Origin of the sequence: Maribacter hydrothermalis (assembly GCF_001913155.1) — a bacterium.
In the GTDB taxonomy this organism is placed as follows: Bacteria; Bacteroidota; Bacteroidia; order Flavobacteriales; family Flavobacteriaceae; genus Maribacter; species Maribacter hydrothermalis.
The window spans coordinates 4,251,088-4,271,158 of record NZ_CP018760.1 but is presented as its reverse complement, the minus strand read 5'-3'; the positions used below and the strand labels follow the sequence as shown (position 1 = coordinate 4,271,158).

The 20,071-nt window shown below is 34.7% G+C and carries 22 protein-coding genes; 12 read left to right on the top strand and 10 right to left on the bottom strand.

Features of this window, described 5'->3' with window-relative positions:
* Positions 1-201 precede the first annotated feature (201 nt).
* Positions 202-600: an acyl-CoA thioesterase gene (locus BTR34_RS18475; RefSeq protein ID WP_068484624.1), complete on the top strand. Its 399-nt coding sequence runs from the start codon at positions 202-204 to the stop codon at positions 598-600.
* 3 nt (positions 601-603) lie between these two features.
* On the opposite strand, the gene BTR34_RS18470 is transcribed toward BTR34_RS18475, so the two are convergent.
* From BTR34_RS18470 to ribD, 4 genes are read right to left on the bottom strand one after another with little or no spacing between them, the layout of a single operon-like run.
* Positions 604-1,206 carry an IMPACT family protein gene (locus tag BTR34_RS18470; protein WP_068484625.1) on the bottom strand — a complete coding sequence of 201 codons (603 nt, stop codon included), beginning with the start codon at positions 1,204-1,206 and terminating at the stop codon, positions 604-606.
* 13 nt (positions 1,207-1,219) lie between these two features.
* Positions 1,220-2,104 carry a DMT family transporter gene (locus BTR34_RS18465; RefSeq protein WP_068484626.1) on the bottom strand — a complete coding sequence of 295 codons (885 nt, stop codon included), beginning with the start codon at positions 2,102-2,104 and terminating at the stop codon, positions 1,220-1,222.
* Positions 2,105-2,707 (bottom strand): HAD family hydrolase, encoded by a 603-nt coding sequence (locus tag BTR34_RS18460; protein ID WP_068484627.1) that lies wholly within the window; start codon positions 2,705-2,707, stop codon positions 2,105-2,107. It abuts the gene before it with no gap.
* Positions 2,700-3,806, bottom strand: a complete 1,107-nt coding sequence (gene ribD, locus BTR34_RS18455) for a bifunctional diaminohydroxyphosphoribosylaminopyrimidine deaminase/5-amino-6-(5-phosphoribosylamino)uracil reductase RibD (protein ID WP_244893343.1) — start codon at positions 3,804-3,806, stop codon at positions 2,700-2,702. Before ribD ends, BTR34_RS18460 begins: the two co-directional genes overlap by 8 nt.
* 77 nt (positions 3,807-3,883) lie before the next feature.
* On the opposite strand from ribD, the gene BTR34_RS18450 reads away from it, so the two are divergent.
* Genes BTR34_RS18450 through BTR34_RS18425 form a run of 6 tightly spaced genes read left to right on the top strand, consistent with a single transcriptional unit; the run spans position 3,884 to position 9,357 of the window.
* Positions 3,884-4,369, top strand: a complete 486-nt coding sequence (locus BTR34_RS18450; RefSeq protein ID WP_068484628.1) for a GNAT family N-acetyltransferase — start codon at positions 3,884-3,886, stop codon at positions 4,367-4,369.
* Positions 4,370-4,371: 2 nt separating this feature from the next.
* Positions 4,372-5,241 (top strand): peptide chain release factor N(5)-glutamine methyltransferase, encoded by an 870-nt coding sequence (prmC, locus tag BTR34_RS18445; protein ID WP_068484629.1) that lies wholly within the window; start codon positions 4,372-4,374, stop codon positions 5,239-5,241.
* On the top strand, positions 5,238-5,819 hold the full coding sequence (locus BTR34_RS18440; protein WP_068484630.1) for an LOG family protein: 582 nt from the start codon (positions 5,238-5,240) through the stop codon (positions 5,817-5,819). Before prmC ends, BTR34_RS18440 begins: the two co-directional genes overlap by 4 nt.
* 5 nt (positions 5,820-5,824) lie before the next feature.
* Positions 5,825-7,816 (top strand): NAD-dependent DNA ligase LigA, encoded by a 1,992-nt coding sequence (gene ligA / locus BTR34_RS18435; protein ID WP_068484631.1) that lies wholly within the window; start codon positions 5,825-5,827, stop codon positions 7,814-7,816.
* Positions 7,817-7,822: 6 nt separating this feature from the next.
* Positions 7,823-9,061 carry a cation:proton antiporter gene (locus BTR34_RS18430; protein ID WP_068484632.1) on the top strand — a complete coding sequence of 413 codons (1,239 nt, stop codon included), beginning with the start codon at positions 7,823-7,825 and terminating at the stop codon, positions 9,059-9,061.
* Complete coding sequence (locus tag BTR34_RS18425; RefSeq protein WP_068484633.1) at positions 9,058-9,357, top strand: hypothetical protein; 300 nt, start codon at positions 9,058-9,060, stop codon at positions 9,355-9,357. Before BTR34_RS18430 ends, BTR34_RS18425 begins: the two co-directional genes overlap by 4 nt.
* A 15-nt stretch (positions 9,358-9,372) precedes the next feature.
* Here the strand turns inward: BTR34_RS18425 and BTR34_RS18420 are convergent, their stop codons facing one another.
* The 3 genes from BTR34_RS18420 to BTR34_RS18410 all read right to left on the bottom strand — a co-directional run bounded on the left by BTR34_RS18420 (position 9,373) and on the right by BTR34_RS18410 (position 12,644).
* Positions 9,373-10,521, bottom strand: a complete 1,149-nt coding sequence (locus BTR34_RS18420; protein ID WP_068484634.1) for a helix-turn-helix domain-containing protein — start codon at positions 10,519-10,521, stop codon at positions 9,373-9,375.
* Positions 10,522-10,615: 94 nt separating this feature from the next.
* Positions 10,616-11,881, bottom strand: coding sequence for a TraB/GumN family protein (locus BTR34_RS18415; protein WP_068484635.1), 1,266 nt, complete (start codon positions 11,879-11,881; stop codon positions 10,616-10,618).
* Positions 11,882-12,029: 148 nt separating this feature from the next.
* Positions 12,030-12,644, bottom strand: a complete 615-nt coding sequence (locus tag BTR34_RS18410) for a fumarylacetoacetate hydrolase family protein (protein WP_068484636.1) — start codon at positions 12,642-12,644, stop codon at positions 12,030-12,032.
* Between the two features lie 252 nt (positions 12,645-12,896).
* Here BTR34_RS18410 and BTR34_RS18405 point away from each other — a divergent pair, with 252 nt between their 5' ends.
* The 3 genes from BTR34_RS18405 to BTR34_RS18395 all read left to right on the top strand — a co-directional run bounded on the left by BTR34_RS18405 (position 12,897) and on the right by BTR34_RS18395 (position 16,230).
* Positions 12,897-13,502, top strand: coding sequence for a hypothetical protein (locus BTR34_RS18405; RefSeq protein ID WP_068484637.1), 606 nt, complete (start codon positions 12,897-12,899; stop codon positions 13,500-13,502).
* Between the two features lie 66 nt (positions 13,503-13,568).
* A complete protein-coding gene (locus BTR34_RS18400) occupies positions 13,569-14,060 on the top strand; it encodes a (2Fe-2S)-binding protein (protein WP_068484638.1) in 492 nt (163 codons plus the stop codon).
* Positions 14,061-14,064: 4 nt separating this feature from the next.
* Positions 14,065-16,230, top strand: coding sequence for a xanthine dehydrogenase family protein molybdopterin-binding subunit (locus BTR34_RS18395; RefSeq protein WP_068484639.1), 2,166 nt, complete (start codon positions 14,065-14,067; stop codon positions 16,228-16,230).
* Positions 16,231-16,336: 106 nt separating this feature from the next.
* Here BTR34_RS18395 and BTR34_RS18390 read toward each other — a convergent pair whose 3' ends face one another.
* Genes BTR34_RS18390 through BTR34_RS18380 form a run of 3 tightly spaced genes read right to left on the bottom strand, consistent with a single transcriptional unit; the run spans position 16,337 to position 18,496 of the window.
* Positions 16,337-16,786 (bottom strand): GNAT family N-acetyltransferase, encoded by a 450-nt coding sequence (locus tag BTR34_RS18390; protein WP_068484640.1) that lies wholly within the window; start codon positions 16,784-16,786, stop codon positions 16,337-16,339.
* A 14-nt stretch (positions 16,787-16,800) separates the two neighbouring features.
* Positions 16,801-17,709 (bottom strand): bifunctional metallophosphatase/5'-nucleotidase, encoded by a 909-nt coding sequence (locus BTR34_RS18385; RefSeq protein WP_068484641.1) that lies wholly within the window; start codon positions 17,707-17,709, stop codon positions 16,801-16,803.
* Position 17,710: 1 nt separating this feature from the next.
* Complete coding sequence (locus BTR34_RS18380) at positions 17,711-18,496, bottom strand: 5'-nucleotidase C-terminal domain-containing protein (RefSeq protein ID WP_068484642.1); 786 nt, start codon at positions 18,494-18,496, stop codon at positions 17,711-17,713.
* A 45-nt stretch (positions 18,497-18,541) separates the two neighbouring features.
* On the opposite strand from BTR34_RS18380, the gene BTR34_RS18375 reads away from it, so the two are divergent.
* Both BTR34_RS18375 and dapA read left to right on the top strand, forming a co-directional pair.
* Entirely contained in the window at positions 18,542-19,075 is a 534-nt protein-coding gene (locus tag BTR34_RS18375) for a DUF6913 domain-containing protein (RefSeq protein ID WP_068484643.1), read from the top strand.
* A gap of 2 nt (positions 19,076-19,077) precedes the next feature.
* Complete coding sequence (gene dapA, locus BTR34_RS18370; protein WP_068484644.1) at positions 19,078-19,968, top strand: 4-hydroxy-tetrahydrodipicolinate synthase; 891 nt, start codon at positions 19,078-19,080, stop codon at positions 19,966-19,968.
* Positions 19,969-20,071: the final 103 nt, after the last annotated feature.

The following is a 20,071-nucleotide window of genomic DNA, read 5'->3' as shown; positions in this document are numbered from 1 at the left end:
AATAAATTATACACTTTTAATGGTTAGCGTTGAGCTATAGGTGATTATAAAAATCATTATAGGTTCTCATTCAACTGGGACAAATATGTGAACAATTTATTGAAAAAAAAAATCGATTGTCATTGAATTTGACCTTTTTTTTTCTCATGTTCGTTTACTCAATAGGGGAGCTTTTAAATATATACTTTTTACTTCAATTAAATGCGTACAAACGAAATTTCTTTTAGAATTAGATACAGTGAAACTGACCAGATGGGGGTTGTCTATCATGGTAACTATGCTCAATATTTAGAATTAGCAAGAGTAGAATGGTTAAGAGCGTTGGGTATTTCTTACAAAAACATGGAGGAAGGCGGAATAATGCTTCCGGTAATCAGTTTATCGATAAAATATTTGAAGCCAGCTTTGTATGACGATTTAATAACTGTTAAAGTTATTTTGAACAAAAAACCTGCGGTACGAATAGAATTTGATTATGAAATTACGAATGAAGCAGGAGAATTATTGGCTACGGCAAATACGGTTTTGGTTTTTATGGATATGAAACGTAAAAGACCGACTAAATGTCCTCAATTACTTTTAGATAAATTGAAGTATTAGAAACTACACAATTTCCTTTATATCCAGTTTATGATGAGCCTTTAAAAGTTTCAATGTTTTCATGAAATCACTTTTATTGATAGACAGAATCATTTTACATTTAAGATGTAAATCTTGCGATACTATATTCAATTGATGTTTTTTTACCAAACGCATAACAATATCCATTTCTGAATATTCAAAAGTAACTGATAATTGTTGTTGTAGGACTTTGGTAATTATAGCAGCATTTTCTAAAGCTAACTTAGCTGCTTCTTTGTACGCACTTATTAATCCCCCAATACCTAATTTTGTACCGCCGAAAACACGAACTACGGCCACCAAGGTATTAGTTACGTCAAAAGATTGTAGTTGACCATAAATGGGCATGCCGGCAGAGTTGTTTGGTTCGCCATCGTCATTTGCTCTATATGATTTGGTCTCAACACCCATTTGCCAAGCGTAACATACATGATTTGCGGTTGGGTACTCTTTTCTTAACGCTTCGATATGTTCTTTAATAGTGTCTTCATCAGAAACCGGAAAGCAATAGCAATAAAACTTGCTCTTTCGCTCTTTGAACATAATAGGCTCAGATGGTTTAGAGATAGTTCTGTAGGTATCCATTAGAAGGTTTAATTTAAAGGAAAGTCCTTAATTGCTGACCAAATGCGACCAGAATAATACTAAATATAGCCAATCCTATTCCCAACCAGTTTTTGACCGTTAAGCGTTCTGAAAAAAGTAAAATGCCCAATAAAGTTGAGAACATTACTATTGCCACATTGTTGATAGTAAAAACCGATGCACTGTTCCAAGTAGGATGTTGTAGCGCTTTTAATAAAAAGTAGATGGAAAAATAATTAGGTATTCCCAAGCATACACCGCCAATTAAATTTTTAAAATTTACTTTTAATCGCTGTTGGGTAGATTTGAATCCGATGAAAAATAAACCGAATATTCCTGCGGATGCAAAAACCGTAGCAGAGAATAGTGCATATTCATCTTCTGGCATATGTGCATCTTGAAAATATTTTATGCTGGTATCAATGGTACCCGAACCAATAAAAACTAAGACAGGTAAGGCAAAAGCCCATTTCTCCGCTTTTATCTTCTTTTCCTTTAACGATGTAAAATAAACGGCAAACAAGGCAAGTACAATTCCTATGATTTCTAAAGCTCCAAGAGATTCTTTATAATAAAACACTCCGAATAAAACCGGTATGGTAAGTGACATTTTGGTGGCGACAGAAGCAACAGATACACCTAACTTCTGCGAGGTTGCAGCCATCAAATTAAATATAAGTATAAAAAGAAGACCTAGGGCAATGCTTCCCCAAAACCAACTTTTTTGAGGTATGACGGCAAGGTCTATTGGCGCTTTATAGTAGATTAGTCCAACAGTACAAGCAATAAAATAATTGGTGATTATTGCATATATCGTTTGAACTTCATATTTGACATATAATTTAAAAATGACGAAAATTAAACTTGAAAATAGAATGCTAAGTGCTAAATACAACATTTAGAGATGCCTTAAAGTTTCGAGTACATCTTCTTTGCCTACTTGCAGGTTCCAACAGTGAATTCCAAGTTTAGAAGCGCTATCTGCATTCTCTTTTGAATCATCAATGAAAAAAGTCTCATCAGCAATTAAATTATTTTCTTTTAAAACAAATTCATAAATATCTGCATTAGGTTTACGCATTTTCATTTCTTGGGACAGATAGAAAACTTCAAAGCAGTTTTTAAACCTGTTAAACCGGTCTATTCCCATAGACTCTTTTACTTTATCTATATGCAAATTATTGGTGTTGCTTAATAAGAACAATCGATATTGGTTGTCGTTCTTTAATTTTTCGATGAACTTTAATCGTTCTTCAGGGAAATCTAGGATAATTGAATTCCATGCGTCTTTAATTTGTTCTTTAGTTGCACTTGTAAAAATTGCCTGTAGTTGATTCACAAATTCGTCGGACTCCATTAAGCCCATTTCATATTCTTTAAAGATGGTATCTAATTCCGGAGTTAATTCAGTGAATCCGAATTTGGCCATTTCTAATAAAGGAGCTTGTTTATCTAGATTGATGAATATGTCACCAAAATCAAATATGATGTTTTTAATCATTTCGTACTATGGTTAGTTGATCGGTTAAAATTTGAATTTGTTGTTGGGTGTGGCCTACAATTTTTGGTGCGGCTATACCTTTGGTAAAAGAGTTCGCGCCTCTAAAAATTCGAGCTTCATCCCACAGGTTAGCTTCAATAAAACTTTGTAGTGTTTGTGATCCACCTTCGATTATGACGCTTTGTATTTGTTCTTCATACATCATGTTACACAGCTGTTGCGGTACATCAGAATTAAAATTGATGATTTTATAAGTTATTCCTTCTATATCTGCTTTGCGATCAGTAATTTCTGTGCAGATTATGGTTTTTTGTTTACAATCAAACACATGAAAATCAGAAGGAATCTTCAAGCTTCTATCTAAAACAATGCGTGTAGGTGCTTTGCCAGCCCAATCTCTTAAGTTTAATTGTGGATTATCGGCCAAAACTGTTTTAGTGCCAGCTAAAATTCCTGCTTCTTCACTTCGCCATTTGTGCACTAATTGTCTCGATTTGGTATTGGTAATCCAATAGGGTTTTTTTTCTTCTTCGCGTTTGGTAGGTTCGGGAGCAATAAATCCGTCAGCCGTTTCTGCCCATTTTAAAATGATATAGGGTCGTCTTTTAGTAAAAAATGTAAGAAAACGTTTATGGTGTTCTAGGCATTCTTTTTGTAAAACACCGATCTTAACTTCACAACCTGCTTCTTCAAGTTTCTTAATTCCGTTACCGGCTACTTTTTCATGTGGATCTTTAATTCCTATGACAACTCTAGGGATTCCCATTTTTATAATCAAGTCTGCACAAGGTGGCGTTTTTCCGTAATGGGAACAAGGTTCTAAAGTCACATAAAGGGTAGATGATTTTAATAATGAGGAGTTCTTAACAGAATTTATAGCATTAACCTCAGCGTGAGAACCACCATAAGCACTGGTAAATCCTTCGCCAATAATAGTATTATCACAAACAATTAAAGCGCCTACCATTGGGTTGGGTGCGGTAATGCCTAGTCCGTTATTTGCTATTTGTACGCAACGAAGCATATAGTTTTCATCAATAGAAAGATCATCTAATTGTAACGGCATTTTTTTATTACGGGCTAGATTATTATTGAACATCAAACTTTACCTTTATATGCATATCCCGTATCTTCACACCTCAAAAATAATACTTTAATACCTATTGTCTTGTTTCTATGGAAAATGTAATTATTCGGGAAATCAGAAAGGAAGATAACCCACACGTAGCTAAAGTTATACGGCAAGTATTAACGGATTTAGGGGTGCCAAAAGTGGGTACAGCTTATGCGGATCCTTCATTAGATAAAATGTTTGAGCATTATGATAAACCAAAGGCTACTTATTTTGTAATAGAAGAAAATGGTTTAATATTAGGTTGTGCAGGTGTTGCTCAATTGGATAATTATGAGGGAAATGTATGCGAACTTCAGAAAATGTACTTTTTGGAGGCAGCTAGGGGTAAAGGTGTAGGTCATAAAATGATTACAGTTTGCATAGAGCGTGCCAAAGAATATGGTTTTGATGCCTGTTATTTAGAGACCATGCCATATATGGAGGCTGCCCAAAAATTATATACGAAAATGGGTTTTGAATACATAGATGCCAGAATGGGCGATACAGGTCATTATTCTTGTCCCGTTTTCATGCTTAAAACCTTGTAGTTGTGCTTTTAAGGGAGATTAAAAATATTTTTCATACCGAGTTAGATGTTCTTTACGGGAAAGAAGAAGTCAATAGTTTCTTCTATTTGCTTATTGAGCACTATTTTGATTTAGAACGCTTTGTATTAGCTATTCAGCCAGAGTTAGTTATTGATAAAGAGCAGGAGACTATTATTTTCAATGCCTTATCAAAATTAAAATTAGAAAAACCTATACAACATATTATAGGCACAGCATATTTTATGGACCTGGATTTTAAGGTTAATAAAAATGTATTGATACCCAGACCAGAAACCGAAGAATTGGTCCGTTGGATTTTAGATGATTTTAAAACTGCAGCTAAAACGTTGACCATTTTAGATATGGGTACAGGAAGCGGGTGTATTCCGATTTCTTTGGATAAAAACCTGACGGATGCAAAAGTTTTTGGGTTAGATATTTCTTCGGACGCCTTAGAAGTAGCTAAGGAAAATAACGGATTGCTGAATGCCAGTGTCGAGTTTATACAGGCAGATATATTCTCTTTAAAAAATGGAACCTCAGTAAAAGAATTAAATCAGAAATTTGATATCATTATTTCTAATCCGCCGTACGTGAGAGAATTAGAAAAAGCAGAAATGAAAAAAAATGTTATAGACCATGAACCTAGTTTAGCACTTTTTGTACCTGATAATGACCCGTTAAAATTTTATAACGTTGTGGTTAATTTTGCAGCAGACCATTTGAATAAAAATGGTTGTTTGTATTTAGAAATCAATCAGTATTTAGGAGAAGAAACTAAGCAGTTATTATTAGACTCTAATTTTAAGACTATAGAGTTAAGGAAAGATATGTTTGGTAATGACCGAATGATAAAAGGAACAAAAAAATGAAAAGTATTGTAGTGTTTTGCGGTAGCAGCGAAGGTGTCAATTCTGAATATGGTTCGAAGGCGTATGAATTGGGAGAGACTTTCGCAAAGAAAACTATTGAGCTGGTGTATGGTGGAGCCAAAATAGGCATCATGGGTAAAGTAGCTATGGGAGTATTGAACAATGGCGGAAAGGTAGTCGGTGTCATTCCCGTATTCTTGAGAAAGAAAGAAGTGGTTCATGAAGGATTAACAAAATTGATTGTGACCCAAAATATGCATGAGCGTAAATTGAAAATGCATGACCTATCTGACGGAATACTAATGCTACCTGGCGGTTTCGGAACACTAGAGGAGTTTTTTGAAATGTTGACCTGGTCGCAATTGGGGCTGCATCAATATCCGATAGGAATACTCAATACAAACGGATTTTACGATTCGCTGTTAAAGATGATGCACGACATGGTCAGCGAAGGATTTGTAAAACAAGAACATATAAATACTATTTTGGTAGATGAAGAAATAGATGCATTGTTAGAAAAAATGGAAAACTATATACCGTTACCGACACCAAAATGGATAAATAAAGAGCAGCTTTAGGGAATATGAAATCAAAAATAGAAGCACTAAGAAAAGAATTACGCGAGCATAATCATAATTACTACGTGTTGGATAACCCGACCATTTCTGATTATGATTTTGATATGAAATTGAAAGAATTACAGGAGTTGGAAGCAAAGCATCCAGAATTCTATGATGCCAGTTCACCGTCTTTGCGAGTTGGTGGCATGATTACCAAAAATTTTGCAACGGTAGTTCATGAACACAGAATGTATTCCTTGGATAATTCGTACTCTAAAGAAGATTTAGAAGATTGGGAGAAACGTATTCAGCGTAATTTAGGTGATGTGCCTGTAGCTTTTACGTGCGAGTTAAAATATGACGGTGCATCTATCAGCATTACTTATGAACAAGGGAAATTGGTAAAAGCAGTTACACGAGGAGACGGAATACAAGGAGATGATGTCACAAATAATATTAAAACCATTAAGTCGGTTCCACTTCAACTAAAGGGAGATTACCCGGATAAGTTTGATATTCGTGGAGAAATTGTATTGCCGTTTGACGGATTCATAAAAATGAATGAAGAACGGATTGCCAATGGCGAAGAGCCCTATATGAACCCAAGAAATACAGCGTCAGGTAGTTTAAAACTTCAGGATAGTAGTATGGTGGCGCAAAGACCTTTAGATTGTTTATTGTACAGTATTGTTGGTAGAAACCTGAATATCGACTCTCAATATCATATGTTGGAAAAAGCCCGTGAATGGGGTTTTAAAGTGCCAACAGTAGCAAAGCTTTGCCAGACCACAGATGAAGTTATGGCATTTGTAGAAGAGTGGGACGTAAAACGCCATGAATTGCCTTATGAGACGGACGGAGTAGTAATAAAAGTAAATAGTCTTCAGAATCAAGAAGAATTAGGATTTACCGCCAAAGCGCCTAGATGGGCAATGGCATATAAGTTTAAGGCGGAGCAAGTTTTTACTACGCTTAATGAAATTACATATCAAGTTGGGCGTACAGGGGCAATAACTCCCGTGGCAAATTTAGAGCCTGTGTTATTAGCGGGTACAACGGTAAAGAGAGCATCGCTACATAATGCGGACCAAATAGCTAAACTTGATATTAGAGTTGGTGACACTGTTTTTGTAGAAAAAGGAGGAGAAATCATTCCGAAGATTATAGCCGTTGATTTATCCAAAAGACCAACAGGTTCAGAACCAACGGAGTACATACATCAGTGTCCCGAATGTGGAACAGAGCTTACTAGAACAGAAGGTGATGCCAAACATTATTGCCCTAACGAATATGGTTGTCCGCCACAGATAACAGGGCGTATACAGCATTTTATATCGAGAAAGGCAATGGATATAGAAGGATTGGGTGGTGAGACGGTAGAGCTGCTATTTAAAGAAGGTTTAATAGATGATTATGCCGATTTGTATAAACTCACTAAAGAAGATGTGTTGCCTTTGGAACGTATGGCTGAGAAGTCTGCCGAGAATTTAGTAAAAGGAGTATCAGAATCGGTACAAGTACCTTTTGAGCGTGTATTGTTTGCGTTGGGTATTCGCTTTGTAGGGGAGACGGTAGCAAAGAAATTGGCAAAGGCGTATAAGAATATAGATGCCTTGAAAGAAGCTACGTTAGAGCACTTAACATCGGTAGATGAAATAGGGGAGCGTATAGCACAAAGCGTAATCGACTTTTTTGCAAACAAAAGGAATATTGATGCTATTGAAAGATTACGTAGCTACGGAGTGCAATTAGAAATATCTGCAGAGAAATTACAAAACCAGACCGATATGCTTTCGGGTAAAACCTTTGTGGTTTCTGGTGTGTTCGAGATTTTGAGTAGAGACGAGCTTAAAAAGAAAATCGAAGATAATGGCGGCAAGGTTGGTTCTTCGATATCTTCAAAAACTTCTTTTTTAGTTGCAGGTGATAAAATGGGACCAAGTAAGCGTACCAAGGCGGAGAGCTTAGAAATTCCTATTATTAGTGAGCAAGATTTTATAAATATGTTAGGATAAACAATTATGGATGTTTTTACAATAATTTCAGTACTAGTATTTCTTTCGGCAATTTTTGGTTACATAAATGCCCGATTTTTAAAATTGCCGAACAGTATTGGTTTAATGCTGATTACTATTGTTTTTACCTTGGTCGTTTTTGTTATAGGCTATGTAGACGATACCTTGATAAATGCCGAACGATATATTATTACTCAAATAGATTTTAAATCTGTACTTCTAGATATTATGTTGAGTTTTCTGTTATTCGCAGGAGCACTTCATACCAATTTTGAACAATTAAAAGTACAACGTTGGCCTATACTGGTCTTCTCAACACTAGGTGTGTTAGTTTCCACTTTTCTAGTGGGTACGGGTATGTACTATTTATTGCAGTTGTTGGGTATGAATATCTCTTTTATTTATTGTCTGCTGTTCGGGTCTTTAATATCACCCACAGATCCTATCGCAGTTTTAGGAATTTTGAAGAAAGCGGGAGCACCTAAAAAGTTAGAAACTAAAATAGTAGGGGAGTCGTTGTTCAATGACGGAGTAGGGGTCGTGGTATTCTTAACAATCTTTCAATTGGCTTCAGCCACTGAGGTGCCAGTAACTCCTTTAGATATTATAGAGCTTTTTGGTATTGAGGTTATTGGTGGTTTAGCTCTTGGTCTTGCTCTTGGTTGGGGAACATATAAGTTGATGCGTTCTATTGATGATTATGACATAGAAGTAATCATCACCTTGGCAACGGTTATGGTGGGTACATTAATTGCTCAAAAATTTCATTTATCGGCTCCTTTGGCAATGGTAGCAGCTGGTTTAGTGGTGGGTAATGATACCGTTCGTAATTCTGCCATGTCAGAAACAACGGAAACCTATGTAGATAAATTTTGGGAGCTTTTAGATATTCTTTTGAATACACTTCTATTTGTTTTGATAGGGATGGAAATGCTCGTGTTATCCTTTAAAACAGAATATGTAATTGCCGGATTATTGGCAATTCCGTTAGTACTTATTTGTCGTTATTTATCATTATTGATTCCCATTAAATTCTTTGAAAAAAAATTAGATTTTATTCCGAAAACTAATTTGGTAATGACCTGGGGTGGATTGCGTGGTGGTATATCCATAGCACTGGCATTAGGTTTATCTGATGAGATGCATAGAGATGCATTTTTGGTGATTACGTACATTGTAGTGGTATTCTCCATTATAGGGCAAGGATTAACCGTAGAGAAGCTAATAAAACGCGTAGTAAAATGATACCGAAGACTTATCCAGAATTCGAAAAGAGTTTAGAGTTGTCTCAAGTGCCAGAAGAATGGACGGACGGGCTAAAAGCTGCTTGGTATGATGCAAAAGGAGATTGGGAGTCTTCCCATAATATAGCTCAAGATATGCACAATACCTTGGGTAGTTGGTTACATGCCTATTTACACAGAAAGGAAGGCGACCGTTTTAATGCAGGATATTGGTATCGTTTGGCGAAAAAGGAATATCCAACAATTACTCTAGATGAGGAGTTAAAGTCAATCGTAGATTATATAATAGCGAAATAAATATTGCTCACAAAATTATTTAGCTTTATAAGCTTCTAAACTATAACCCGATATTCTCTCAAAAGTTTTTATGAAATCACTATTGTTATTGAAACCACATGCAGAAATAAGAGCATTTTGATCGTTTGATTTTAGGAAACCGGTATCAATTAGCTGTTTTGCTTTATTTACTCTAATCTTATTTCGGTAAGTTGTAAAGCTGACTCCTTTGGTTTGATAGAAAAAATAGGCAGCATGATAAGGTGGTACCTGTAAAAGTTCAGCACACGCCTGTAAATTAAAACCTTGTTTTAAAAATACTTCCTGTTTCTCTAGTTGTATTAATGTATTATTCAGTTCTTGATTATCCAATCCATATAACTGCTCGGATAAGGCAGAATTATTTGAAGTTGTGGATGAAACTACGAATTGATTTTTTGGAAATCCGTAGAGAATAGACGGGAAGTATAAAGGAACAATACTAATAACCAATAAGACTAAGAATAAAATTATTTGTAGGCTATGTAAACTTTTGGCGGTTACATATAATATGTTTGATCCTAAAAGCCTTTCAATTCCAAAAAATAGCGTAATCACTGCCATTAATATTAATGCTGTATAAAATAGAAGCAACCATCTATTGAGTTTAACCTTAAGTTGGTCTTTTTGGTTTAATGCTAAAAAGCGCTTTAACACGGAGCCTAAAGAAAGCAGATAAACCAAGAGCCATAAATGCCTTAAGCTATAATGCTCGTTTAATCTAAGTACACCATAGTGAGCGTTAAACCGCAATTCAGGAAAAGCAATGGCCTTATCGATTATCTGATTATAATCAGTGGCTGGTTTACTAAATACAATCACTAAATCTATTAGACTTAGAATAAAAGGAACGAATAGCAATAGGTATTGCCATTTCCATTTAAACTTATCTTCCATAATAGTTTTAAAATAGAAGTAAACAGGTATAGTAATTATACTATAAAGAAGAAGTGGCCAAAAATAGAACCATCTAAATTGAGCTAGTAATCCATCTGTAACAATGAAAGTTTGTAAGGCGTAAATGGAATAAATAAAGTAAAAAAGGGCAAGAAACTGCTGAGGTAATTTATTGACATTTTTTTTCAATAATAGCAAAACCGTAATAATAAATCCAAAAATTGCTATTAATAAGAATATAAAATTCATTTTTTTGAGCGTTTTATAAAAAATAATAAAACATTCAAATTTACAACATATCTTATTTTTATACTTATTTCAGACTAATTTACAATGGAACCTATCATTTTAGTTCATAAATAGGTGTACTAGCTTTAGAATTGGAGAGTAATAGCGCATAATCTAAAAAATCTAAAGTTGACATTTCTTTTACAGCATCACCGTTAGACTTTTCACCTTCCATAATCACTTCAATTAAATCGGGTTCGTTTATAGTGTATGGCGATTTTATGTTGTTTAGTTTAAAAAGTGTTCTGTCAGAAATTTTTGTATCCTTTAAATCTTGTATTCCTCTAAAAAATTCTTTCTCGTAATCACCAATTCCAAAGCCACCTTCAACAGTGTAACCAGTATAGTTTCCTGCATCGTCATACAATTCGTCCCATAAAACCTCACTGTTCGTATAATACCCTATAATTGTTAAAACTTTATTTCTCTCAAATATTTTGTTTTCAATTAATCGGGTGAAAAAATATGCGTATCCATTTGGTCCTTCTCTAGATTTTTCAATATGTGAAAACCCCATTCTTAAGAATTGCGCATTGTTCCTAAAATTATAGATTGAATCTAGAGCTAGGTAGTTCTCGTACATTACATTATCCCTATTGCGGTATTCATTCGAAAAATCAAATGAAATTTTTAGGTTTTTAATTATGTGAATTAGTTCAATCTCATTTCTAATAAACTTTTGATATTCAACTTTATTTGTTTCATAATCCTTAACAAAAAATTTCAAAATCTTATGAGCATAACTTAGATTTCCTAAACTGTAGCTTGTAGTATCGGAATTCACCATTTGTCGAATTTCTTTAATGGCTGGTCTTTCGTTTTTAGATTCTTTTAGTAATTCTAGAATATGCTTGGAAACATACTTGTAATTTACTTGTATGTCAATACCTACAATCGTTAGCTTATTTTTTTTTGGTAGGTCGTCGTTTAGTTTTTTTAATCTTTTCCATTTGTTATAGACTTCAATAGTTCGTTCTTGGGGCACCCGTATGCCTGATATAGTAACCAAATCTTTAAGTAAAAGGGTGTCTCCGGTCTTTAAGTACGTATTAAAATAATGGGCAATACTGTAATCGGTTTCGGGTAAATAATATTTAATTGATTGACTATAATTTAAAGACTTTAATAAAGTGATTTCAGCATCTTCTATTTTTGCACTACCGTGGTATGCGCCAAACCCAATAATAGAAAAGTCTTTTTCAGGAAACTGAAACTCAGCTGTAAATAAATCAAAGCGGTTGTTCCTTAAATATTCTTGTTTGTTTTGAGAATTTGCAGAGAAGCTTATAATTGTAAGTATTGTTATAAATAGATTTCTCATTTTAAAGGTTTCTTTAAAGATTGATGAAATTAGAAAATGTTACAATTTTTTAAAATAAAGTATTTAAAATTTAGTTCGGAAATAAATAAAAAAAATCGGAATTCAATAAAATTGAATTCCGAGTAAAAAATAAGAGTGAAATAATGTACTATATCATTTTAAAGTCTAAAAGCAATTCACCTTCAATAGAAGCTTGTAAGTGGTCTCCTTTAAATGTTTCTCCGGCACCTACTGCTGGTGTTCCGGTAAATATCATATCACCAGGATTTAATGTCATAAATTTAGAAACAAAGCTTATAATTTCTGCAAAGGTATAAATGATAAAGCTTGTGTTACCAACTTGCTTCTTTTCGCCATTGATAACTAAATCAAAATTGATATTGTCTAAATCAGGAAAGTTAGATATCGGCTTAAAACCGGAAATGGGTGATGCACCGTCAAAACCTTTGGACAAAGCCCATGGACCTTTTTTTTCTCTACTCGCCGTAAGCACATCTTTTGCAGTATAGTCAATACCAATTCCTATTTCGGAGATGTATGAATTTGCTTCTTTTAGAGAAACATTTTTAGCGGTTTTTCCAATTTTAACTACCAATTCAACTTCATAGATTAACTGATTTGTGATAGATGGATATTCCACATCTTTGCTATCTGTGACTAAAGAAGAGTCTGGCTTTGTAAAAATGATTTGCACATCATTTTTTAGGCCGTCGATTTCAGATTTATCGACTACATAATTCTTTCCAATTCCTATTATTTTCATTCAATTTAATTTGTTTGTTATTATTTTAAATATAGCGCAGTTAAAGTACTGAAATTGCTTAAGCTAAGCACAATGTAAGTTGAAATTAAAATTTTATTATTTTGTGTAATTACGAAGGTTCTATTGTTAACTTATTAATTATCGAAAAAAGGGAATTAAATAGCAAACGGAATTAGTTTAACACTATAACTTTATGAATTAAAAATTAATTTATAATGATTTTTTTACCTATTTTAAGTTTAAACTAAAATAATGAAAAAGAGTTTTTGGATACTATTTAGCTCGGTATTGGTAACTGGAATTGCAATGGCCGTTAATAGTAATAGAATTAGTTTTGAGGAATATGAATCTTTAGATTTAAAGAAGGTTACAGCTAATGATGATTTTAATAAAATGATGGATGTATTAAGTCATAAGCGATGTGTTAACTGTCATCCTAATGATAATGTGCCAAAGCAAGGTGAAGATAGCCATCCTCATTATTTTGATATGAAAAGAGGTGAGGAAAATTTAGGATTTCAAGCAACAAAATGTACCACCTGTCATCAATCTGAAAACAATGAATATTCTGGTGTGCCGGGCGCACCACATTGGAGTTTAGCTCCTGCAAGTATGATGTGGGAAGGACTTTCTAGAGTTGAAATCGCAGAATCTATGATGGATCCAATTAGAAATGGCAACCGAAGCGCAGAAGATATTTTACACCATTTAACAGAAGATGAATTAGTGCTTTGGGCATTTAACCCTGGTGTAGATGCTGATGGTGTACCACGCGAAAAACCACCTTTAACAAAAGAAGACTATATTATGGCTGTAAAAAATTGGTTTGCTGCTGGGGCGGTAATACCAAAACCTTAGTAAAACTTGGATATGTAAATTAGCCTATTTAACGAGCTATTTACTTAAACTTCATAAAACATATAAATGAATATTACCTTTAATATTAATGGCAAGCAGCAATCAATTGAAATTACCGATGAAAACACACCGCTGCTATGGGTGGTAAGGGATGTTTTAAATCTAAAAGGAACAAAATTTGGTTGTGGAAAAGCAGCTTGTGGAGCATGTACTTTACATGTAGACGGGCAAGCGATTCGGTCTTGCTCTTATGCCGTAAAGTTTGTGGAAGGTAAAAATGTAACTACTATTGAAGGGTTGGGAACGCCAGAAAACCCGCATCCGGTACAGCAAGCATGGATAGATGAAATTGTACCACAATGTGGATATTGTCAAACTGGTTTTATTATGGCAACTGCTGCTTTGCTAAATAAAGTGCCTAATCCAACGGATGAAGATATTGATAATAATATTATTAATGTATGTCGTTGTGGAACTTATTATAGAATGCGAAAAGCAATACACCTTGCTGCCAAGTTAAATACTCCTGAAATTAGTTCTGAAATCCAAAATTCATAGTATCATGAGCAAAAGTGATAACAATAGAAAAACTGGGTCAAGAAGAAGGTTTTTAATACGAGGTGGTTTAGGCACTGTAGGTGTTTTTGCATTAGGAACATATTTGCTTAGAAACCCTATTAGAAGGTCCGTGTTAGGGATGGTGAATTCTATGGATTTAACGTATATGGGAGAAACAAGTAACCCAATGCTATGGTTCGAAATAACAAAAGATAACGTTATACTTTTATACTCTCCAAAAGTTGAAATGGGCCAAGGAATTTTTACAGGGCTAGCGCAAATGGCAGCAGATGAATTAGAAGTTGATATTGATAAAATAGAAGTAGTCCATGCTTCTTCTGCATCTGGTAATATTGATAGTTTTGGCACTGGTGGTAGTACTTCTATAGCCAGCCTTTGGCAACCATTACGGGAAATGGCTGCTACCATGAGAGAAATGGTTAAACATGAAGCAGCAAAAAAGTTAGGGGTAGAAATTAAAAATATTTCAGTTGAAAATGGAGTTGTTTCAGCTAATGGTAAATCATTGACCTATTCCAATGTAGTTGAAGGAGTAACCGATTGGAACATACCAGATGTGCCGCCGTTAAAAGAATTTAGCGGTTTTAAATATATAGGCAAACCTATTCCTAGGGTTGATTTAAAGGCCAAGGTGTATGGAGATCCTGTTTTTGGTATGGATGCACAAATGGCAAATATGTTATACGGCTGTGTAGTACGCCCAACTAAAATTGGAGCAAAATTTATCAGTGCTGATACAAAAAAGGCAGAGAATATGCCGGGCGTGGTTAAAATAGTGCATGAGGAAGATTTTGTAGGCGTAGTTGCTACTTCGTTAATTGAAGCAGAAAATGCAAAACATGCCATTGAGGTGGTCTGGGATGCACCAGCAAGTTTAAATACGGCAGACATAACCAAAATAATGACTGTAGGCAATGGTGTTTCTAGTATTATTCAAAAAGAGGGTGATGCACTAAAGGATGAAGAAGATGTTTATTCTTTAGAATTTAGAACACCAATAGGGGCCCATGCCCAAATTGAACCAAATGGTGTTTTGGCTTCAGTTGAAGGTGATAAGGCAATTATAAAAATAGCTACCCAAGTAATAGGTATTACAAGAAAAGAAGTAGCGCAACGTTTAGGTTTTGATGAAGAAAATGTAAATGTTATACCAACTTATCTTGGTGGAGGTTTTGGTAGACGATTACACACACCGCATGCAATCCAGGCAGCCGTAATGTCAAAAGCTGTTGGTAGGCCAGTTAAGTATTTCTTTAGCCGAAAAGAAGAGTTTCAACACGATATGTTTCGCCCTCCAACACATCATAGGATAAAGGGGAAATTAGGAGAGGATGGAATGCTAGTAGGGTTAGAGCATCATTTTGTATCGGGTGATGTCGGCAATAATTCGGCCTTGCTGCCTGCTATACTTCCAAAAATTTTAGGAGCAGATGTAGGTGCAATTCGAGGCGCTTTTATTCAATATACAAAAGTGCCCAATCATAGAACAGTATATTGGTATGTAAAATTACCTTTTGCTACAAGCTGGTGGCGAAGTCTAGGATTATTGGCAAATACATTCGCTATTGAAAGTTTTATAGATGAGATGGCCTTAAAGGCAAATAAGAATCCGGTAGATTTTCGTTTAGCGCACATAAATGATGATGAAGCCGGTACAAGGTTAAAAGATGTAATACAAGCTGCAGGTGAAAAAGCAGCATACACTGATGATGTACTTAATGGGCGTGCCATGGGATTTGCTGCTTCAGTTGATGCGGGAACGCCATGCGCACATGTAGTAGAAGTTTCTATTGAAAATAATGAAATTAAAGTGCATAAGGTAACGGTTGCCTTAGACCCGGGTATTGCAGTTAATCCGGATCAAGTAAGAGCACAATGTGAGGGTTGTGTAATAATGGGAATCAGTGCATCTATGTTTGAGCAAATGTATGTTGAAAACGGAGAATTATTACCTACTATCTATGGTCCTTATGAAATGGCCTTAATGAAACATTCCCCAAAAGAAATTGATGTTGTATTGCTGCAAGGTGTTAACAAACCTGGACCAGTGGGTGAACCCCCATTAGGGCCTATAGCGGCGGCTATAGGTAATGCTGTACGCAGACTTACTGGAGAAAGACTTACTGAATTACCGCTAAAATTAAGTTGATTAATTAAGGTTTATCGGTGATGGTCTTTTATAAAGTATGAATTTTACTTTTAAGTAATAATTATATCAATTTGTGGGTGTAATGTAATTTATAATTCCGGCTTTTTTATAACAACTTTTTAAAACAAACACTGTTGGCTATGTTCTCGTATGGCGGGTAGTTAGTAGTAATTTTGTAATTATTCTTTTTGTAAAGTGCTATGGCCTCAGGTTGGCGTAGTCCGGTTTCAAGAATACTATAGGTGAACTTTTCTTCTAAAGCCCATTTTTCTAATTCTTGTAAAATTAAAGATGCCAAACCTTTTCCACGAAAATTTGGTAAAACAAACATTCTTTTTACTTCTACAGAATCCTTGTTGAAAATTTTAAATGCTCCGCAAGCTACCGGCACTTTATTTATGTATAGGACTACACAATGTTTTAAATGAACAACACCATTGAATTGGGCGTAGAATGCATTTTCTTCGCCGTCACGAATAGCTAAGTCGGCATCTAGCATGGCAACCAATTCTAGAAAATGCTCATTGCTACTTGTTGTTCTTTTTATATGGCTCATTTGTAGTATTAAAATTAGACTTTAATGGTATAGCCATCTGCTACCGTGGTTTCGTTATTGAAATAAAAATCTATTCGTCCAAGATTAACACCAAAACAACCCACTTGGTTTACCAGAATATCTCTACCAGCGCCGTTAGTAACAACGGTAGGTTTGTCTAAGAATGTATGAGTATGGCCACCAATAATTAAATCGGTGTGTTTGGTTTTTTTTGCCAGTTTTAAATCATCCGGCTTTTGTTCTAAATTATACTCATAACCTAAATGCGACAGGCATATGACTAAATCACATTTTTCCACTTCTTTAAGTTTGGTTTCCATATCTATAGCGACTTCAAATGGGTTAATAAAAACGGTTTCTTTATACAATTGTTTTGTTACTAAACCGTCTAATTGAATCCCTAAACCATAGACACCAACTTTAATTCCATCTTTTTCATAAATTTTATATGGCTTTGTTAATCCGTCTAAAACCGTATTGGAAAAATCGTAGTTAGCACTCAAGAAATTAAATTTTGCATAGGGCATTTGCGCTAAAAGACCATCAATACCATTATCAAAATCATGATTACCTATAGTGGTCGCATCATAATTGAGCATACTCATTAGCTTAAATTCTAACTCACCTCCATAAAAATTGAAGTAGGGAGTACCTTGGAAAATATCACCGGCATCAAAAAGCAATGTATTTGGGTTTTCTTGTCTAATACTATGCACCAATCCGGCTCTTCGAGCTAATCCCCCTAAACCAGGAAAATCGGCATGGTCATTTGGGAAAGCATCCACATGGCTATGAACATCATTTGTGTGCAAAATAGTAATATGCTTATTTCTGGGCGAATCGCAAGAATTTAAAGATAAGCCTCCTAGGGTTAATAGACTTGATGTTGCAGCAGTATTTCTTATAAACTTCCTTCTATCCATCTTACTGTAATTGATAATATCTTAAATCTATTTTTGGTGATAGCGTATCTATTTTAGAAAAGAAATCTATCATGGTATTTCGTATTTTATAGTTAGTTTCGGTTATAGAAAGGGCATCTTTAAAAAAATTCATATTATCACCACCCTTCACTAAATAATCCGAGGTTGCAACAAAATAAGATTTATCGATGTCTAAAGGTTTACCACCTATTGTAAATGTATTGACGGTAGTATCTTTATTTAAAATAATTTGAACCCCGGCAACTGGGTGTGCTCTTTTCGATTTAATTAAATAGTCTACCATTTTTAAAAGCGACTTTCCCTTTAACTCAACTACGACTACCGTATTTTCAAAGGGCATAACTTCATAAGCAGTTCTTGCAGTGACATTTCCTTTAGATATAATAGCACGAATACCGCCGTGGTTCAGGAGTACTAAATCTATTGAATTACCTGTTCTTTTTTTGAAAACAGAATTGGTTTCGCTTAGCACAATATCGGCCATTAGATTGCCGGCGGTAGTATTGTAAATGCCATCTGTTTTAGATATAGTGTATGGAGCATAAGCAACTACGCTATCTAAAATTCCCTCAACACGATCATGATAAGGTTGAATAAATTTCTGTATACTATCAACAATTTGATACGAACTGTCAATAGCTATTTGCTTGCCAGTCAATTTTGTAACCTGTTCTGTTTCAGTATTGCAGGATCCTAAATAAAATAATGTTACAAATATAACATAATGTTGTATTTTTAAATAACCAAAGTGTTTTAACTTCGCCATAGAGTTGCAGGGATATTATTTACATTTGTGTAAATGTAAAAATACATGTTTTTAAAAGGAATTAAGGACAAGTTGAAGCGGAAATCTGGCCGTAAAATATTAAAACAGTTGGTGTTGACGCCAGTTTCTGTAGCTCGAGGTAATAAAGGTATACGTTCTGTAGGTTGTATTGTTGATTTGGACAAGTTTGAAAAGACCGAGGTGTTTTATCAGTTTCAAGAAGAATTTTCACTACATCCTAATGCGGTTAAAATTATTGGGTATAAACGGTATTATGACAAGAACTCTCCCTATGCCACTCCTGTCTTTTCAGATAAAGATTTAGGGTGGAAAGGAGAAATAGAAAACAGTTACGCTCTAGAATTTTTAGGTCGCGAATATGACCTTCTGGTAAATTATTATGAAGAAGATAACCTGTTATTGAACTTATTGTCACTGAAGACTAAAGCTCGTTTAAAAGTAGGATTTAAAGATGTTGGTCCTACATATAATGATTTAATGATAGATACACCGTTAAACGACTTTATGGTATTTAAGAAAGAATTAAAAAAGTACTTAGGCATTTTTAAAGAGATTTAAATATGAAAGAATTACAAGGTGCAGGTGTAGCATTGATAACACCTTTTAGAAAAGACGGTTCTGTAGATGTGGAAGCTCTTAAAAGAGTTGTAGCCTTTAATATTGAAGGTAATATTGATTATTTAGTAGTGCTTGGTACCACGGCAGAGTCTGTTACCTTGTCAAAAGCCGAAAAACAATTGGTAATGCATACCGTAGAAGAGGCAAATGCGGGTATTTTGCCTTTAGTAATAGGTATTGGAGGGAATAATACAATGGCTTTAGTAGAGGAAATTAAGACAACGGACTTATCTGCTTATACGGCCATATTGTCCGTTTCTCCATACTACAATCGTCCTACCCAAGAAGGCATATTTCAGCATTTTAAGGCACTTTCAGAAGTATCGCCATTACCATTAATTATCTATAATGTACCGGGAAGAACAGGAAGTAATATGCTTCCAGAAACTGTGGTGCGTTTAGCGAAAACTTTTGGGAATATAGTAGCGGTTAAAGAAGCTTGTGGTGATATGTCTCAAGTGTTAGAATTAATTTCTAAAAAACCAAAGGACTTTTTAATACTTTCTGGCGATGACATTACTGCTTTGCCTACAATAGTAGCAGGTGGTGATGGAGTTATTTCGGTCATAGGTCAAGGTTTGCCAGAGGAGTTTTCTAAAATGGTGCACGAAGGGTTAAATGGTAACACCGAAGTAGCCTATAGCTATCATTATAAAATGCAAGAAGGGATGAAGTTGATTTTTGAAGAAGGAAATCCTGCTGGTATAAAAGTTATTATTGAATATTTAGGATTGGCCAAACCTTTTGTAAGATTGCCATTGATAACGGCAACCGATGCCTTAAAGCATAGAATTGTTTCTTTTATGGAATCTATGATTAGAGTACCCGCATAAATGTTCGTTAAATCTTCGCCAAAAAGGACTTTGATCCCACATATAGCCTGTATTTTTATTGATTTAAAATGTTTTTTATATCCATTGATAATTACTAATTTTG

Bases quoted from the DNA above. Each gene is read 5' to 3' on its own strand.
- ribD (WP_244893343.1), bottom strand. From the start codon at position 3,806: ATGTTCAATAATAATCTAGCCCGTAATAAAAAAATGCCGTTACAATTA.
- BTR34_RS18415 (WP_068484635.1), bottom strand. From the start codon at position 11,881: ATGAGAAATCTATTTATAACAATACTTACAATTATAAGCTTCTCTGCA.
- BTR34_RS18460 (WP_068484627.1), bottom strand. From the start codon at position 2,707: ATGATTAAAAACATCATATTTGATTTTGGTGACATATTCATCAATCTA.
- BTR34_RS18375 (WP_068484643.1), top strand. From the start codon at position 18,542: ATGTTTTTAAAAGGAATTAAGGACAAGTTGAAGCGGAAATCTGGCCGT.
- ligA (WP_068484631.1), top strand. From the start codon at position 5,825: ATGAAATCAAAAATAGAAGCACTAAGAAAAGAATTACGCGAGCATAAT.
- BTR34_RS18440 (WP_068484630.1), top strand. From the start codon at position 5,238: ATGAAAAGTATTGTAGTGTTTTGCGGTAGCAGCGAAGGTGTCAATTCT.
- BTR34_RS18430 (WP_068484632.1), top strand. From the start codon at position 7,823: ATGGATGTTTTTACAATAATTTCAGTACTAGTATTTCTTTCGGCAATT.
- BTR34_RS18390 (WP_068484640.1), bottom strand. From the start codon at position 16,786: ATGAGCCATATAAAAAGAACAACAAGTAGCAATGAGCATTTTCTAGAA.
- BTR34_RS18470 (WP_068484625.1), bottom strand. From the start codon at position 1,206: ATGGATACCTACAGAACTATCTCTAAACCATCTGAGCCTATTATGTTC.
- BTR34_RS18410 (WP_068484636.1), bottom strand. From the start codon at position 12,644: ATGAAAATAATAGGAATTGGAAAGAATTATGTAGTCGATAAATCTGAA.
- BTR34_RS18395 (WP_068484639.1), top strand. From the start codon at position 14,065: ATGAGCAAAAGTGATAACAATAGAAAAACTGGGTCAAGAAGAAGGTTT.
- BTR34_RS18425 (WP_068484633.1), top strand. From the start codon at position 9,058: ATGATACCGAAGACTTATCCAGAATTCGAAAAGAGTTTAGAGTTGTCT.
- BTR34_RS18405 (WP_068484637.1), top strand. From the start codon at position 12,897: ATGAAAAAGAGTTTTTGGATACTATTTAGCTCGGTATTGGTAACTGGA.
- BTR34_RS18385 (WP_068484641.1), bottom strand. From the start codon at position 17,709: ATGGATAGAAGGAAGTTTATAAGAAATACTGCTGCAACATCAAGTCTA.
- dapA (WP_068484644.1), top strand. From the start codon at position 19,078: ATGAAAGAATTACAAGGTGCAGGTGTAGCATTGATAACACCTTTTAGA.
- BTR34_RS18380 (WP_068484642.1), bottom strand. From the start codon at position 18,496: ATGGCGAAGTTAAAACACTTTGGTTATTTAAAAATACAACATTATGTT.
- BTR34_RS18475 (WP_068484624.1), top strand. From the start codon at position 202: ATGCGTACAAACGAAATTTCTTTTAGAATTAGATACAGTGAAACTGAC.
- BTR34_RS18450 (WP_068484628.1), top strand. From the start codon at position 3,884: ATGGAAAATGTAATTATTCGGGAAATCAGAAAGGAAGATAACCCACAC.
- BTR34_RS18400 (WP_068484638.1), top strand. From the start codon at position 13,569: ATGAATATTACCTTTAATATTAATGGCAAGCAGCAATCAATTGAAATT.
- BTR34_RS18465 (WP_068484626.1), bottom strand. From the start codon at position 2,104: ATGTTGTATTTAGCACTTAGCATTCTATTTTCAAGTTTAATTTTCGTC.
- BTR34_RS18420 (WP_068484634.1), bottom strand. From the start codon at position 10,521: ATGAATTTTATATTCTTATTAATAGCAATTTTTGGATTTATTATTACG.